The sequence below is a fragment of the Persicimonas caeni genome, from assembly GCF_006517175.1.
Classification (GTDB): Bacteria; Myxococcota_A; Bradymonadia; order Bradymonadales; family Bradymonadaceae; genus Persicimonas; species Persicimonas caeni.
Window position 1 is genome coordinate 3,590,828 of record NZ_CP041186.1, and the last position, 16,396, is coordinate 3,607,223.

Sequence of the window (16,396 nt, forward strand, 5' to 3'; positions counted from 1 at the left end):
GCGATTGTTTTGAGGCAGAGATAGTAGTCATAGTTGCTACTTCGATACACCAACAGCTTTGAACTTCCCACTCTCGATGGAGACGACCTTCTCGTCTGCTTGAGGGTGGCTGTAGCTGGGGACCAATCGCTTGAGCAGCTTGCGCACCTCGACGTCGTCGTCACGCTCGGCGGCTTCCAGGAGTGCCAAGTAGGTCGGACGCTGCTCCTCGAAGCGAGCACCTGCGTGATTTCCAATGAAGATCTTCTTGTGCCGCGTTTTACCTAGTTTCTCGGCGTCGAACGAAAGCTCTTCAAACAACTTTTCGCCGGGTCGTTTTCCGGTAAAGACGATGTCGATATCGTCGAAATCGAGGCCAGACAGTCGAATCATGTCCCGCGCGAGATCCAGAATCCTCACTGGCTCACCCATGTCCAACACGAACAATTCGCCGCCCTTGCCGATGGCTCCCGCCTGAAGCACGAGCTGTGCTGCCTCCGGAATGGTCATAAAGAAGCGCGTCATCTCCGGATGAGTCACCGTGACAGGGCCTCCCTGGCGGATCTGTTCGCGGAAGATTGGTACCACGCTGCCGTTCGAGCCAAGCACGTTGCCAAAACGCACCGCACAAAACTTTGTTTCACAGTTGGAGGCCAGTGCGTGCACGTAAAGTTCGGTGATTCGCTTGGTCGTACCCATGACCGACGTAGGGTTAACGGCTTTATCGGTCGACACAAGTACGAATGCCGAAGTACTCGCTTGTGCTGCCAGATCGGCGATATTCTGTGTGCCTAGCACGTTATTACGCACGGCTTCGGAAGGGTTGGCCTCCATCAACGGAACGTGCTTATAGGCAGCAGCATGAAACACAACATCTGGCTTGTGCCTCGAGAAGATCGCCTGCATTCGCTTTTGATCGCGAATATCGGCCATGCACGGAACCAACTTATCTGCATGCTCTTCGCGCAACTCGCGCTCTGTGAAGAAGAGCGGCGTCTCGGCCTGATCAACCATCACGAGCTTTTGTGGGCCAAAGCGAAGCACCTGCCGACACAACTCCGAGCCGATCGAACCGGCCGCGCCTGTTACAAGCACAGTGCGTCCTTGCAAGAACACCCCAATGGATTGGGTATCGAGCTCGACAGGATCTCGCCCCAGGAGATCGGAGATGGAGACCTCGCGCAACTGTGTCAGTGAAATCTCACCGCTGAGCATCGACTCGAGCGCGGGCAAAATCTTGACCTCGGCATCCGTATTGCGCGAGCGTTCATAGATTTTTCGCAGTTCGTCGCGTCCGGCCGATGGCATTGCGATGATGATCTGCTCGATCTCGTGCGCGTTCACAATTTCTTCAATGAGGTTCATCGAGCCAAGCACTGGTACGCCGTGAATGCGCAGCTTGTGCTTGTACGGATCGTCATCGAGAAAGGCAACTGGGCGAAACGGGAGGTTCTTATTCTTGTTGATCTCCCGGACTAACGTCTCTCCGGTATCACCCGCACCAAGGATGAGCAGACGCTTGGCGTCTCCGTTCGCCGCCATATTTGAACGCAGTGCTTCTCGCAACAACCGCAGACTGCCGCGAGCAGCGCCAAGCCCCAAAAACGAGAGACCGAAGTCGATGAGATAGACCGACCGAGGAAAGACTTCCGGGGTCATCACAAAGACATTCACCAAGACTAAGGCTCCAGCGGCGAGTGCCAACGCTCGTGCTAGAGCCACAACATCATGCATGCTCACATAACGCCACCACCCTCGAAACAGCTTCAGCACCGCAAAAATCGTGAGCTTGACGCCGATAACGACGGGCAACAAGTGCCACATCGACTGTTGGTATTTGATGGGGATGTCGAAGTCGAACCGGATCGCGAACGCGCCCACGAAAGCCGCCGCGAATACCAGCAGATGAAACGCCGCGATCAACAGGACTCGAATGCTTCGGGGGAGGCCTGGAAGCTCGAGAAACCAATCGGCAGTTTTACGCATAAAGGTCGCTACAACTTACGGAGCGGGAAACGGCGCGAGCGCGCCTGCGACTTGATCATCTTAAAAAAGAATGTCGCGTTCTTCCAACAGAGCAGTAAAACATATGAATTGAGCGGCGTTGCTCCACACGTACCATAGATCTGTGCGATGCCTTCTCGCTCTTCACGGTATCCAATTCTCCACAAACCATCGATACGTCCGCTCCACGCCCTCTCGAAGCCCCACCTTCGCTTCCCAGCCCAGTCCGTTGAGCTTGCTCACATCGAGCAGCTTCCGCGGCGTACCGTCCGGCTTCGACGCATCGTTGACGATCTCCCCCTCGAATCCGACCACATCCGCCACCAACTCGGCGAGCTCGCGAATCGAGATGTCCTCGCCCACGCCGATATTGGTCAGTTCGACCTCGTCGGTCTCCTCGAGCAGATAAACGCACGCGTCGGCGAGGTCGTCGACGTACAGAAACTCGCGCCTGGGCGAGCCCGTACCCCACATCACCACCTCGTCGTCACCCTGCACCTTCGCCCGATGGAACTTGTGGATGAACGCCGGCAGCACGTGGCTCGTCTCCAGGTCGAAGTTGTCGCCCGGGCCGTACAGGTTGGTGGGCATCACGCTCAGATACCGAGTGCCGTACTGCGCGTTGAACGCCTCGCACATCTTGATGCCGGCGATCTTGGCGATGGCGTACGGCTCGTTGGTCGGCTCGAGCGGGCCGGTGAGCAGGTGGTCTTCGCGCATCGGCTGGGGGCACTCGCGCGGGTAGATGCAGCTCGACCCCAAGAACAACAGCCGCTCGACGCCTGCTCGGCGCGCCGCGTCGATAAGGTTCGTCTGGATGAGCAGATTGTCCCTGATGAATTCGCCGCGGTAGGTGTTGTTGGCGAGGATGCCCCCGACCTTGGCGGCCGCGTCGATGACGAAGCCGGGCTTATCTTGTTTCGCAAAACTCTGGGCGAAGAAGGCCTCGACGTCGGCTTGACGGGTGAGGTCGAGTTCAGAGGAGCGTCGGGTGACGATATCTTCGTAGCCGGCGTCCTGCAGGCGGCGGACGATGGCGGAGCCGACGAGGCCGGTGTGGCCGGCGACGTAGACTTTGGCGGACGCGGTCATGCGCGCGTGTTTGGTCATTGTTTTTCCTTTTCGCTATCCCTTGCTTTCTGGCGGGGCCCCTCCGTCGGCTTGGCTACGCCGCGCCGACACCTCCCCTGGCGCAGGAAAGCGCGCTGGGGAGGGGGATTGCGGGGAAGCAGCGTGGTTCTGGATCAATCGACGCCCTGCTCGATCACGTCGTAGCCCGCCTCGCGAAGCGTCACCAGCCGCGAGACCATCCCTAGGTCGTGGTCGACCATGATCTCCACGAGCTTTTTGACGTCGGTCTCCGCCTCCCAGCCGAGCTTCTCTTTGGCCTTGGACGGGTCGCCGATGAGCAGATCGACCTCGGTGGGGCGGAAGTAGGCGGGATCGACCTCGACGAGCAGGTCGCCGGTCTCGGCGTGGTAGCCCTTCTCGTCGACGCCCTCGCCTTCCCAGCGGATGGGCATGCCGGCGTGCTCGAATGCCCAGGCGGTGAACTCGCGCACCGAATACGTCTCGCCGGTGGCAATGACGTAATCGTCGGGACCGTCGGCCTGGAGCATCAGCCACATCGCTTCTACATATTCAGGGGCATAGCCCCAATCGCGGCGAGCGTCGAGATTTCCCAAATAGAGACGCTCCTGCACACCGTGCTTGATGCGGGCGACGGCTCGGGTGATCTTACGAGTGACGAATGTCTTGCCGCGCCGCGGGCTCTCGTGGTTGAAAAGGATCCCGTTAGAGGCGTGTAGGCCATAGGCTTCGCGGTAGTTGACCGTAATCCAGTAGGCGTACAGCTTGGCAGCAGCGTAGGGTGATCGCGGGTAGAACGGCGTTTGTTCGTTCTGTGGCGTCTCCGCCACCTTGCCGTACATCTCACTGGTCGAGGCCTGATAGAACTTCGTGGTGACCCCGGTCTCCTTGATCGCGTCGAGTAGCCGAAGGGTGCCGAGAGCGTCCACCTGTGCGGTGTACTCGGGCACTTCGAATGAGACTTTGACGTGGCTTTGAGCAGCGAGGTTGTAGATCTCGTCCGGCTCGATTTTCTCAATGAGACGCGACATGTTCGACGAGTCGGTCAGATCGCCGTAATGCAGGAAAAGCTGCTGTGCTTCGGTATGTGGATCTTCGTAAACATGCTCGATGCGCTGCGTGTTGAACGAACTCGATCGACGAATGATCCCATGCACCTCGTAACCTTTCTCCAGGAGAAGCTCGGCAAGATACGACCCGTCTTGGCCGGTGATGCCGGTGAGGAGGGCGGTCTTCTTCGTCACAATCTGATCCGTTTTGCTGGGCAAAGGAGAGGTTCACCACGGGGAGCACGGTGCCCACAGAGGAAAAACAAAATGCATCTCTCCGTGTTCCCCGTGTGCCCGTGGTGAAAATGTTGTTTACGCCGTCTGCGGCTTTACCACCGCCTCGCGCATCATGGTCAGATACCCACCCTGCTCGAGGAAGTCGACGATCTTGGCCGCGCTTTTCGCAGCGCTCTCGTCGGTCACCGTATCGATGACGATCTCGGGATTTTCCGGCGCCTCGTACGGCGCGCTGATGCCCGTGAAGTTGTCGATCTCGCCGGCGCGTGCCTTCTCGTACAGGCCCTTGGGGTCGCGCTCCTCGCACGCCTCGACCGAGGCGTCGACGTGGACTTCGATGAATTGGCCGTCTTCCATCGACTCGCGCACCCGGTCGCGCACGCGCTGGTAGGGCGAGATGAACGCCGAGACGACGATGGTGCCGGCGTCGACGAAGAGCTTCGAGACCTCGCCGACGCGGCGGATATGCTCGTCGCGGTCGGCGGCCGAGAAGCCGAGGTCGGCGCCCAGGCCGTGGCGCACGTTGTCGCCGTCGAGGATGTAGGTGTGGATGCCGCGGCGGTGCAGCTGCGACTCGAGCTCGACGGCGATGGATGATTTGCCCGCGCCCGAAAGCCCGGTGAGCCACACGCACGCGCCGCGGTGGCCGTTGAGGCGCTCGCGATCTTTGCGGGCGACCTTGCCCTCGTGCCAGAAGATATTCTCCTGGTGGAGCTCCGGCTCGAGCACGATGCCGCCGCCGGCGACGTCGTACTCGTCGACGATGACAAACCGGCCCACCTCCGGGGTCTGGTCGTGGCGCTCGACGGCGATGGGGCGCTTGGTCTCCAAGATCACCTCGGCGACGTCGTAGCGCTCGATGTTGTCGCGGTCCTCGCTGACGACCTCGAGGGTCGACCCGTCGATGATGCGCACGACCTCGCGGATGGTGCACTCGACCTCTTGGGTGGCGAGCTTGAGCTTGTAGGGCCGGTTGGCCAGCAAGTCTTGCTTGCCCATCCAGAAGACATTGGCCCGAAAGCGCGAGGTCTCCTCGGGCGCTTCGGCCGCGTGGCTTGCCACATGACCGCGCTCCACAAAGATCTGCTCGTCGAGGGTCACGCCGATGGACTCGCCCGCATGGGCGGTGTCGCTGGCGGGCGCGCTCCACCGCTCGATGGTCTGCACGCGGGCGGTCTTGCCGTGGGGGGTGAACACGAGCTCGTCGCCCACGTTGAGCGTGCCGGCTTCGACGCGGCCCGCCAGGATGCGCCGCTCGTCGAAGCGGTAGACGTCCTGGATGGGGAAGCGAAGCGGGCGGTTTTCCAGGGTCTTCGGCGTCTCGAAGGCGTCCAAGACTTGGACGACGTTCGGTCCGTCATACCAAGCCATGTTCTCGGCAGGCTTCGAGGCGACGTTGTCGCCTTCGCGCGCCGAGATGGGGATGAACGAGCTCGGCTCGATGCCGATCTCGTTCAAGAACTCGGTGTACTCCGAGATGATATTCTCGAAGCGCTCCTGGTCGTAGTCGACCAGGTCCATCTTGTTCACGACCACGGTCACCTGCTCGATGCCCAGCATGCTGAGCATGTGGCAGTGGCGCCGGCTCTGCTCCTGGATGCCCTCGTCAGCGGCGATCAGGAGCAGGGCGGCGTCGGCCTGAGCGGCGCCGGTGACCATGTTCTTCAAGAACTCTTTGTGCCCCGGCGCGTCGATGATCGTGTACGGACGCTTGTCCGACTCGAACCAGATTTGCGCCGTGTCGATGGTGATATTCTGGTTGCGCTCGGCCTGCAGCGCGTCCATCAAAAACGCCCACTCGAAGGGGACGCCGCGGCGCTCGCAGGTCGCCTTGATGGCCTCGTATTTGCCCTCTTCGAGGGAGTCGGTCTCGTACAGAAACCGGCCCACGAGGGTCGACTTGCCGTGGTCGACGTGGCCGACGATGACGATTTTTAGCGGTGTGGTCTCGGATTTCATGTATGTTTTGCGTGTGTTCGTTTGGGTTGCTGGGGCCCCCCATCCGCCCTTCGCTTCGCTACGGGCACCTTCCCCCAGGGGAAGGGATGCCTTAGCGCGCCTGAACAGAGTTGCTTTCCGCAGGGGCAGCCCTTCCCCGTGGGGAAGGTGCCGAGCGCGTAGTACAGCGCGAGGCGGATGGGGGGCGTCAGAAAGCTACGCCTTACAACGTCGCCCTTACATATACCCACTGGCGCGCAACAGCTCGAAGGCGTCCTCGGACTCCTGGTCCTGGGCGCGCGTCGAGCGCTCGCTGACCTTCGTCGCCTTGAGTTCGGCGATGATGTCGGGGACGGTGTTGGCGGTCGAGGCGATGCCGTCGGTGCACGGCGCGCAACCCAAGCTACGGTAGCGCATGGTGCCGTCGTCGCTGCTGTCGGCGAAGTACAGGCTCAGCGTGGGAATGCGCTCGCGGTCGATGTATTCCCAGATATTGACCTCGGTCCAGTGCAGAAGCGGGTGGATCCGCAGATGCGTGCCCGGCTCGAAGTCGGTCTTGAACTGGTCCCACAACTCGGGCGGCTGGTCCTTGAAGTCCCAGGCGAAGTCCTTGTCGCGCGGCGAGAAGTAGCGCTCCTTGGCGCGCGTGCCCTCTTCGTCGCGGCGGATGCCCAGGAAGATCGCGTGCATGTCATTGGCCGCGATCAGGTCCTGCAGGGCGTCTTTTTTGAGCATCGAGCAGCACTCGACGCGCGTGGCGTTGCCCACCGGGAAGGTGTTGCCGGCCTCGATCTCGGCCTTGTTCTGCCCCACCCGCAGATCCAGGTTCCACTGGTCGGCGAGCTCGTCCCGAAACTGAATCATCTCGGGGATCTTGTAGCTCGTATCGACGTGCATGACCGGGAAGGGCACGTGGCCGAAGAACGCCTTGCGCGCCAGCCACAGCAGCACGCTCGAGTCCTTGCCCATGCTCCACAGCATGCCCAGGTTGTCGAATTTGTTGAACGCCTCGCGAATGATGAAGATGCTCTGCGCCTCCAACTCGTCGAGATGGCTGTAATCAGGCATCTCGTCGGGCGACGAAAAGCGATCGACCTCGTCGAGGTGCGACAGCGGATTGCGATCCGACACGGTGTCGGTGACGGTCATGGGTACTTCCCTTGAATTGTCTGAAGCTTATGTGCGTCGTGCGTGATCACGCAATTTGAAACGCCCCCGTGCTAACTTCGCGGTATATTGACGTTTTGGGGTGGATAAGTCAATTGAGTCTCGTCTACACGCCTGTAGCTGCTGATAAGGATCATATCTTTGATGAGTCAAGCCGCTCCAACGCTACATCACCGACGTAGCTACCGAGCGATTGGCCGCCGCGCTGGCGACGGGGCGCTTCGAGCCCACGAGCGACTACGCCTATACCGCCGACGCCGACGCAGTGTGCATTGGCGTGGCCACACCGCTCAACAAGACTCGTCAGCCCGATCTTTCATTTATCCACGCCGCCCTCGACATGCTCGCCGTCCACCTGCGCGAGCCATGCCTGTTGGTGCTCGAGTCGACGACGTTTCTCGGCACCACCGAAGAGGTCGTCGCCCCCCAAGCTCGCCCATGCGGGCGCTGATATTTTTGTGGCCTTCAGCCCCGAGCGCGTCGATCCCGGCAACCCCGACTACCACATCGGCAACACCCCCAAGGTCGTCGGCGGCGTCGACGAAGCCTCGACGGAACTGGTGAACGCCCTCTACGAGCAGATCATCGACGAGGTCCACCCGGTCAAAAGCACCACCGAAGCCGAAATGGTCAAGCTCCTCGAGAACACCTTCCGCGCGGTCAACATCGCGCTGGTCAACGAGATGGCGATCATGTGCGACCGTATGGACATCGACATCTGGGAGGTCATCGAAGCGGCGAGCACCAAGCCGTTCGGATTCATGCCGTTTTACCCGGGGCCAGGGATCGGTGGACACTGTATCCCCCTCGACCCCTCATACCTGAGCTGGAAGGCCAAGTCGGTGGGCTTTCACAACCGGTTCATCGAGCTCGCCACTGACCTGAATACCAACATGCCCATGTTTGTGGTCGACAAACTGGTCCGGCTGTTGAACGAGCAGGGCAAGGCGGTCAAAGGGGCGAAGATCTTGCTGCTAGGCATGGCGTATAAGGCCAATGTGCATGACACCCGGGAGTCGCCGGCGATCGATATCTAGCGCCTGTTGGATACATGGGGGGCGGATTTGGCGTATCTCGATCCGTTTGTGCCGGTAGTAGAAGAGTTGGGAGGGGTGAGGAGTGTGGAGTTGACGGAGGCGGTGGTGGCGGAGAGTGATGCGGTGGTGGTAGTGGTGGCTCATGGGAGGGTGGATTATGAGGTGGTGGCGTATCAAGGGAACCTCGTGTTGGATACGCGAAATATTCTCTGCCGCTTCCCGCTCCAGATCAGTCGACTGTAGAGGCTAGCACCCATGTCATTGCGACTTCTTGCCAATTCACCAATCCTCATTACGGGCTCTCATCGAAGCGGAACGACGTGGGTAGGCAAAGTACTATCTCAGCCAAGACGTTTGCACTACGTCCACGAGCCTTTCAACGTCAACGCGGCTGGCTTCGCCGAACTCGAGCACTGGTACACCTACGTCTGCGCAGACAACGAACACCGCTGGGCCGCCGCTTTCGAGACGCATATGGGGATGGCGTTCAACCCATGGCTGCGGACGCGATTGGCCTCCCGCGTCTCGCTGACCCGCCAGGGACAATCGGCGCGCGCCTTCGTCTACAACCGTCTGCCCGGTTGCCACGTGATCCTCAAAGATCCGCTCGCATTTTTCTCGTCGGAGTGGCTCTCGCAGCGCTACGGCTTTCAGGTCGTGGTATTGGTACGTCACCCCGCCGCCTTTGCAGGAAGCCTCAAACAGCGCAGCTGGGATTTTCCGTTCGCACACCTACGGGATCAACCGCTGCTGATGCGGGACTTTCTATCGGAGTATCGCACACAGATTGAGGACTTCGCTGACCGACGACACGACATAATCGACCAAGCGGCACTGCTCTGGAACCTCATCTATGGGACGGCGGCGAAGCTTCTCGAGCGCCACCCTAATTGGAATGTTGTGCGCCACGAAGATCTATCGCGCGAGCCCGTCGCCGAATTTCGCACGCTGGCTTCACGCTTGGGGGTGCCATTTACTCGCGCCTCGCAGCATTTCCTTGAGCGCACGAGCGCGGCGAGCAATACGGTCGAGACGGCGAAGCCGCACCAGCTGGCCCGAGACAGCCGCTCGAATGTATGGTCATGGACCCAACGGCTCAGCCCCGAGGAGATTGCGCGAGTGCGCGGGCAAACCGAAGCAACTGCCAGACACTGGTACGGTCCAATTGATTGGCAGCCCCCGATGTGAGTTCAGACTACCGCAATCGAGTTGGTTGTGGATGGCGCGACTTTTGCCCTATCGCCGGATTATGCGTGCCGATGAGTCGCTATTTACAAACGATAAGATGTTGCTCTTAGCCACCACGCCGGCTGAGAATCTCCTCGTAGAGTTCGGTATACTCGGAGGCGACTGTCCGGATGCCATAGCGGAACTGCGCTGTCTCGAGACTCGCTTCTGACAGGCGCGCCAGCCGTTCGTCCTCTTCGAGGCACCATAGAATTCCTTCGGCGAGCCTCTCAGAGTGACCGGTGGGCGCCAAGAAGCCATTCTCCCTATGAGCGATAATGTCAGCCGGGCCTCCGGTATTAAATGCGACCACAGGCGTCTGGCAGGCCATTGCCTCGATGACTGTTTTTCCAAACGCCTCTTCGAGGGACGGCACCACCATCACGTCTGCCGCGCTGTAGGCGAGCCGAAGCCTCTCATCGTTGTCGATATAACCGAGGTGGACGCTTGGCAGCGGCAACTCCAACGGGGTCCCCTGACCGAAGACGACTACACTAATGTCCTCGGCCTTCGAGGTCTGCGCGATCCTCTCGAGGGCCTCTAGGAGTTGCCGACCACCCTTGCGAGACTCCCGAGCGTTCATTGCCCCGAACAAAACAAGCTTACCATCGACAGGCAACCCGAGCTTGCGGCGCGCTGCTGCCGCTGGCTCGGGGTAGAAAGTGTCGAGGGAAACGCCGTTGGGGATGACTCGCACTGGGTAATCACGCAGCAGGCTGCTAGCGCGTATGCAGTCGGCCATCCACTCGCTCGGCGCCACTAGATGCACATCCAAATCGCGCCAGCAATGTTTTTTCCATCGCCACACCAGGTGGCTGAGATCATAGGAGAAGTCGCCGCGCAACTGCGGGCAAGCGCCACACTGGTAGTGATAGCCGCTGCACTGCTCGGAGTAGTGACATCCGCCGGTGAAGGGCCACATATCCCGAATCGTCCAGACCAAGGGGGCCTCGATGCGTGGCACCGAAGCAATCGGTACAAACTCCCGACCAACCCAGTGGAGATGGACGAGATCCGCACCGAACTCGTTGATCGTCTCACTGATCGTATTCGGCACGAGTTGTAGCGACCAGAATCCCCCTCTATCCTTATGTTTGAGACGCCGAAGGAGTCGATAGAGGCGTCGACTGACCCGCTGATGAACCTGCCAGCCGAGCGTGTCAGGAACGGCCTCGGCGGCCAGAGCCGACTCCTCTTTGGGGCGGCTCAGAAAACTCGAATCCACCCCCGCGGCACGCAGAGCCTGGTGCAGCCAGTAGGCTCCCCTGGCTGCACCGCCCGAAAGGTGGGAGTTGACGTGAACAACTCTCGTCATAAAGGTGTTTTCTACTGTGTAGCCGGGCTCAAGGATCTGACTTGAACATCACGAAGAAAATCTCAGGCATCTCTCAAACTCTCCAGCGCGTGCTAAAGCGGCCGGTCTCCGAGCTGCTGATGGTTCAGAACGACGTTCTCGCAATGCAACGTCTCCAGCCGTTATACTCCGAGTTCATCCCCTGGACGAGCTCGGCGCTGCGCCCAGCGGCAGTCGAACTGCTGTTAAATGATATCACGATCAACGACCGCCGCGTTATTGTCGAGTTCGGTTCCGGTGTCTCGACGTTCTTCATCGCCGCTCTGCTGCAATCTCGCCGCGGTCACCTGTTCAGTGTAGAACACGATCCTAAGTGGGCCTCGATTGTCCGCAAGGAGCTCGAACGGCGAGGACTGCTCGATCACGTCACCCTGATCAAAGCACCTCTCGAAACCTCTCCTTTCGGAACCCAGCAAGGCGATTGGCACAATGAGCCAGTGGTCTATACTTGGTACGACACTGCCGTACTCGAGCAGAAGCTGCCACCGAAGGGTATTGATCTGGTCGTGGTCGATGGTCCCCCCGCATTTAAGGATCAATATCGGTTTGCCCGTTTTCCGGCCCTGCCTTACATCGCCGACAGGCTAGCCTCCTGCTGCACGATCGTCCTCGACGATATCGATCGGGAAGGCGAGCAGACTGTGGTTGCGAAGTGGGAGGAACAGACCTCTTTTCGATTCCAGGTGCTCACTTCTCGTGGGAATATTGCAGTAAGCCACACCGGACGGGCTTTTAATATCTAACCCAGCCGCGCCAGTGCATCGCCGTGACAATCTAGGAACCGACGAAGCTGCCCATCGCTGAACATCTCCTGCCACTGGTCAGTCTGACCTTTGCGCACCGCCTTGAGCGACTGGCCGTCGGCGCTCGTTTGAAGATTGCGTTGACGCATGATCCTTTCTTGGCGCTGCATTCGCTCGAAGCGCGCATCGGTCACGGCACGCTCGACGCGGTCGACATTGATATCAAGCCCCGCGAACTCGAGGATGCGGCGAAGTTGTTGTGCCGTATCTTCTTTCAAATCTCGATAGCGGATGAGCAGAAGGCGACCCGATGGTTCTAAGTTGTCCAACCACGAGTTTAGATGGGTACTCCAGGAGCCGTAGGGACCAACCTGACCACGGTTAAACAACGTTAGATAATCGTCGAAAGACATCTCTTGAGAAATGGTCCCACGCTGCCGGCAATAAAAGTAGTAGGAGACGGCAACATCTCGCCCATCGCGTACGATGTAGATCACCCTTCGATACTCGGGCACATAAGGCTCATGGCTCTTCAAAAACCTCGGCGACGGCAATTCGGCACAGCGCTCCGGGCTGACATATAGATCCGGCACGCAGCGGTACACGGCGTCAAAGTCACAAGCCTCGCCCGTCAGGTAATTGGCCAACAGAAAACGGGTCCATGTGTTTCCCGATCGAGGATAAGAGGTCAGGTAGATATCGTTCGGCCTCGGATCGGGAGGCAGATACGTTTTCCTGTTCCCCACGATTGCCCGCGCCCGGTTGAACCACTCGACTAACACGTTCTGCTCCTGGGAGAGGAAACGACTTCACTCTATACCAGCGACGGCCGCCAGCTGCTCACGGGAGTCGACGAGTGGCTCGTCGACTTGCCATTCGAGTTCGGGGGCCACCACTCCGGGCCACTTTTCTGGATACCTGGAGCCATGGGCGGTTTGGCCTTCAGCGGTAAAGCCGACCCACTCTTGACCTTGCAGTAGCACTTTTTGGCCCGGAATACCGGCATGTAATGTGATGTAATACCGGCCTCGATTAAGCAGCTTGCCTGGAATCTGACAGGCGCCACGATAAACTCCGGGCGACAAGGTCTCGGTACGCTGGAGATGATCGGTCGAGGCCAACACCAGCTCTCCCGTAGCTCGGCGCATTTTCATCACAAAACGCATGCCGCGCACTTCTTCGAGGACCCGGTAGACGAACTCGATGGTGATGGGGTCCTGAACCGACATGGTCGACGTGCGCCTACCCGTGCTATCTCGAAGTGCGATCTGACATAATCGCAACTGCTCTCCTCCCGGAGCCGTCCCGAGGTCGCTCCAACAGCGACTGCCATCCGAATTCATCTGTTGGTCAACAGTTGCAAAGTAATGGCTGATCACTTCATCGGTCGGCCCTGCGCAAACCAACTCCCCCTCGTCTAACAACACGGTCCGATCGCATAGGTCACTCACTGCTCCCATGTCGTGACTGACAAAGAGAATGGTACGCCCCTGACTGGCGACCTCCTCCATCTTGCCCAAACACTTTTTTTGGAACGCGATGTCACCAACGGCCAGCACCTCGTCGATAAGCAAGATCTCGGGCTCGAGGTGTGCGGCGACTGAGAAGGCTAGCCGTACGCGCATCCCGGAAGAGTATCGCTTGACGGGGGTGTCGATAAATTTGCCGACTCCCGAAAACGCGACGATCTCGTCGAACTTCTCGCTGATCTCAGCCTTACTCATACCGAGTATCGTGCCGTTAAGGAAGATATTGTCGCGGCCAGTCAACTCGGAATGAAACCCGGTGCCAACCTCGAGCAAGCTGGCGACGCGCCCGTTGAGCACAGCTCGTCCGCTGCTCGGTTCAGTGATGCGAGACAGTACCTTGAGCAATGTGCTCTTACCGGCTCCGTTGCGGCCGATGACGCCGAGCACCTCTCCACGCGCCACCTCGAAGGAAACTTCCCGAAGTGCCCAGATCAGGTCGTCCGCCTGCGGCCCGTCGAATCGCGACAGCCGTCGAATGCGACGAAAGTTCTTCAACGGCGCTTTCAGCCAAGAATTCAACGCCCCGATGAGGGTATCTTGCTGCTCATCCCGCGTACCGATGCGATAACGTTTGCTTAGCTGGTCTACGCTGATGGCTACATCGTTCATCGCTGGAAATCCGCACAAAGTGAGTCGGTTCGTCTATGCAACATCTGCAAAGACACGCTCCACGCGCCGAAAATAGAACGCCCCTGAAATAACGATGACGGTGGTACTTATCGCCCCCATCCCAATCAACTCCCACGGCATGGCGCCCGTCCCCAATAAGCTTGCTCGCATGCCCTCAATGACCCCGGCCATGGGATAGAGCCCATACAAAAGCCGGTACTGATCGGGCACCAGCGAAGCAGGCCAAACTACCGGTGCGGCATACATCAACAGTTGAACCAAAAACTGCGCCACATACTTGACGTCACGGTACTGAATCGCCAACGCCGAAAGCCATAAGCCAGCTCCTGTCGCTGTGGCCACCATCATGACGACGAGAATCGGCAGAAACAGTATCTTCCAAGTGGGGGCGTATCCGTACCCCAGCATCAGAGCGATTAGCAGCAAGAAGGCGATGGCAAAGTCCATCAACTTCGCCAATACAGGCGCCAAGGGAACAACCAGCCGCGGAAAGTAGACTTTCGTAATCATTCGACGGTCTTTGACCAAGCTTTCCGTCGAGGCGGTCATCGCTGTGGCGAAGTAGGTCCATGGCACCAGCGCCGCATATGAAAAAATTGGATAGGGGATGCCGTCGCTGGGCACTTTGGCCATTTTGCCGAAGACGACCGAAAAGACAATCATACTGAACAACGGACGAATGATCGCCCAGCCAATTCCCAAAACAGTCTGCTTATAGATGACACGAACGTCACGCAGCACTAAAAAGGTGAGCAGATCCTTGTAGCGAACTAGCTCTCGCCAGTCGATGAGTCGCCACCCGCTGCGAGCCTCGATGACGGTCTGAACCGGCATCTGCTCGTGGTGCCCACGGGGCTCATCGCTCAATTGCTTGGTGGAGGGACGATCCAACGGTGCCTTCAGACGTTGAGACGGGACAGAAACCGCTGCGCATCTGCTTGGAGAAGTTCCCCAGATAGATTCGCGCGCCCTCGATTCTAACACCTATCTTCGCTTGCTGAAACCGAGAGTCTGGCATGTCACAATCTTGCCACTGCGTTTGATGCCCTTTACTTTCGTGCTGTCGCAACTCGTCCCCCCTGACCGTCGTATACCGGACAAGATGCCTTTACCGGACAAGATGCCTTTACCGGACAAGATGCCTTTACCGGACAAGATGCCTTCGAAAAGCCCGCTTGGTGTCTCCAACCACCCTGAACTCGTCCTGATCGAGCCCAATATCGCCCGGCTCAACGGCCACGAGGTCGAGTATTTGGTCGCGCTGCACAAGGCCGCGCGTCATCGCGGCGTCGAATTGAGCGCTTGGGTTAACTCCGATATCGATCACCAGGCTCGCACAGTACTCGAAGAGGCCGGTGTTCGCCTGCAGGCAGTGCTTCCGGCGTTCGCCCGCCCCAACCTGGGCCTGCGCTTGCTGCGCTGGCTCGATGAAGGCTTGCGCCTATTTCGTTCCCTGCAGACGGCGAGCGGCACTGGAGCCGGAGGCGACCCTCAACGAGTCTTTTGCATGCTCGGTGGACGCCCCGAGTATTTGCTCGCGGCCAGTGTGCACTATCTCCTGGCGCACCGTTCGAATCCGATGGTGATGCTCTTCTTCACCTGGAACGACGAGCCGATTCGCACCAGCAGGCTGCCGATGCGACCGCTCTTCGAGGCCACCATCGCCGCAAGCCGTCGGGCCCGAGCCGGGCGCGCGCTGCATCTGGCGGGCCAAACTGCGGTGGTCGCTGACCAGCTCGAAGGCGTCCTCGACGGCCCGGTGCACTCGCTTCCGATGGTCATCGATTGGGAGTCGTTCCCACAGCAATCATCCTCGTCGAGTCGGCCCACCGTCGGCTATACCGGCGCGCTGTCGCCTCGACGTGGCGCCTCCCAGCTCAGCGGGGCGCTCGAACGGCTCGATGCGGACGTGCACTGGGTTTTCAACGTTACGCTGCGGCCAGGAGAATCGGGCTCTCTGGGGCAGCATGTGTTGGAACGACTTCGTGCACATCCCGGCACCGACGTGCGCGTCGGCCCCTTTTCGAGGGCTCAGTACAAGGCAAATCTCGCAGGGATGGATATCTTGGCGCTGCCCTACGAACCGGCGATCTTCGCCCATAAGACATCGGGGATCTTCGCCGAAGCGGTCGGGCTGCAGAAGGTCATGGTTGTGCCGGCTGAAACTTGGATGGCTCGCATTGTCCAAGAGCACCAGATCGGGGTGGTCTATGATGACTACAGCCCGAGTGGGCTGGCGCGTGGGCTGCGCCGAGCCATCGACAATCATGCACAGTACCAGACGCGCCTCGCGGACTTCAGCCCCACCTGGCGCCGCCAGAACTGTGCTGCGGCGTTCATCGACCAACTGCTCGCCCTAACACGAAGTCGAACCTGAAATGCGCGGAATGAAAGCGGCTTTCGCCGATGGCGG

At 59.5% G+C, this 16,396-nt stretch carries 15 protein-coding genes; 6 read left to right on the forward strand and 9 right to left on the reverse strand.

Annotation, left to right across the window (positions count from 1 at the left end; genetic code table 11):
* Positions 1-36 precede the first annotated feature (36 nt).
* From FIV42_RS13345 to cysD, 5 genes are all read right to left on the reverse strand, one after another.
* Positions 37-1,965: a polysaccharide biosynthesis protein gene (locus FIV42_RS13345; RefSeq protein ID WP_141198179.1), complete on the reverse strand. Its 1,929-nt coding sequence runs from the start codon at positions 1,963-1,965 to the stop codon at positions 37-39.
* 162 nt (positions 1,966-2,127) lie between these two features.
* The gene (locus FIV42_RS13350) at positions 2,128-3,075 is read right to left on the reverse strand and encodes a GDP-L-fucose synthase family protein (RefSeq protein ID WP_141201323.1); all 948 of its coding nucleotides are present in this window, start codon (positions 3,073-3,075) and stop codon (positions 2,128-2,130) included.
* Between the two features lie 152 nt (positions 3,076-3,227).
* Complete coding sequence (gene gmd, locus FIV42_RS13355; protein WP_222615451.1) at positions 3,228-4,316, reverse strand: GDP-mannose 4,6-dehydratase; 1,089 nt, start codon at positions 4,314-4,316, stop codon at positions 3,228-3,230.
* Positions 4,317-4,433: 117 nt separating this feature from the next.
* On the reverse strand, positions 4,434-6,317 hold the full coding sequence (cysC, locus tag FIV42_RS13360) for an adenylyl-sulfate kinase (RefSeq protein WP_141198180.1): 1,884 nt from the start codon (positions 6,315-6,317) through the stop codon (positions 4,434-4,436).
* Between the two features lie 216 nt (positions 6,318-6,533).
* Positions 6,534-7,364, reverse strand: a complete 831-nt coding sequence (gene cysD, locus FIV42_RS13365; RefSeq protein ID WP_141201325.1) for a sulfate adenylyltransferase subunit CysD — start codon at positions 7,362-7,364, stop codon at positions 6,534-6,536.
* Between the two features lie 292 nt (positions 7,365-7,656).
* Here cysD and FIV42_RS30140 point away from each other — a divergent pair, with 292 nt between their 5' ends.
* Genes FIV42_RS30140 through FIV42_RS13375 form a run of 4 tightly spaced genes read left to right on the forward strand, consistent with a single transcriptional unit; the run spans position 7,657 to position 9,688 of the window.
* Positions 7,657-7,914, forward strand: coding sequence for a hypothetical protein (locus FIV42_RS30140; RefSeq protein WP_168210624.1), 258 nt, complete (start codon positions 7,657-7,659; stop codon positions 7,912-7,914).
* Between the two features lie 7 nt (positions 7,915-7,921).
* Positions 7,922-8,500: a nucleotide sugar dehydrogenase gene (locus tag FIV42_RS13370; protein ID WP_168210625.1), complete on the forward strand. Its 579-nt coding sequence runs from the start codon at positions 7,922-7,924 to the stop codon at positions 8,498-8,500.
* 6 nt (positions 8,501-8,506) lie between these two features.
* The gene (locus FIV42_RS31425; protein WP_390619586.1) at positions 8,507-8,743 is read left to right on the forward strand and encodes a hypothetical protein; all 237 of its coding nucleotides are present in this window, start codon (positions 8,507-8,509) and stop codon (positions 8,741-8,743) included.
* Between the two features lie 12 nt (positions 8,744-8,755).
* Entirely contained in the window at positions 8,756-9,688 is a 933-nt protein-coding gene (locus FIV42_RS13375) for a sulfotransferase (RefSeq protein ID WP_141198182.1), read from the forward strand.
* Between the two features lie 106 nt (positions 9,689-9,794).
* On the opposite strand, the gene FIV42_RS13380 is transcribed toward FIV42_RS13375, so the two are convergent.
* Positions 9,795-11,042: a glycosyltransferase family 4 protein gene (locus FIV42_RS13380; RefSeq protein WP_141198183.1), complete on the reverse strand. Its 1,248-nt coding sequence runs from the start codon at positions 11,040-11,042 to the stop codon at positions 9,795-9,797.
* A gap of 41 nt (positions 11,043-11,083) precedes the next feature.
* On the opposite strand from FIV42_RS13380, the gene FIV42_RS13385 reads away from it, so the two are divergent.
* Positions 11,084-11,824 (forward strand): O-methyltransferase, encoded by a 741-nt coding sequence (locus tag FIV42_RS13385; protein WP_141198184.1) that lies wholly within the window; start codon positions 11,084-11,086, stop codon positions 11,822-11,824.
* Here the strand turns inward: FIV42_RS13385 and FIV42_RS13390 are convergent.
* Genes FIV42_RS13390 through FIV42_RS13400 form a run of 3 tightly spaced genes read right to left on the reverse strand, consistent with a single transcriptional unit; the run spans position 11,821 to position 14,874 of the window.
* Positions 11,821-12,606, reverse strand: coding sequence for a sulfotransferase domain-containing protein (locus FIV42_RS13390; RefSeq protein WP_141198185.1), 786 nt, complete (start codon positions 12,604-12,606; stop codon positions 11,821-11,823). The two genes, FIV42_RS13385 and FIV42_RS13390, sit on opposite strands and share 4 nt — an antisense overlap.
* Positions 12,607-12,633: 27 nt before the next feature.
* A complete protein-coding gene (locus FIV42_RS13395) occupies positions 12,634-13,962 on the reverse strand; it encodes an ABC transporter ATP-binding protein (RefSeq protein ID WP_141198186.1) in 1,329 nt (442 codons plus the stop codon).
* 33 nt (positions 13,963-13,995) lie between these two features.
* Positions 13,996-14,874: an ABC transporter permease gene (locus FIV42_RS13400; protein ID WP_222615453.1), complete on the reverse strand. Its 879-nt coding sequence runs from the start codon at positions 14,872-14,874 to the stop codon at positions 13,996-13,998.
* A gap of 265 nt (positions 14,875-15,139) precedes the next feature.
* Between FIV42_RS13400 and FIV42_RS13405 the strand changes: the two genes are divergently transcribed.
* Positions 15,140-16,360 carry a glycosyltransferase family 4 protein gene (locus tag FIV42_RS13405; protein WP_141198187.1) on the forward strand — a complete coding sequence of 407 codons (1,221 nt, stop codon included), beginning with the start codon at positions 15,140-15,142 and terminating at the stop codon, positions 16,358-16,360.
* Positions 16,361-16,396: the final 36 nt, after the last annotated feature.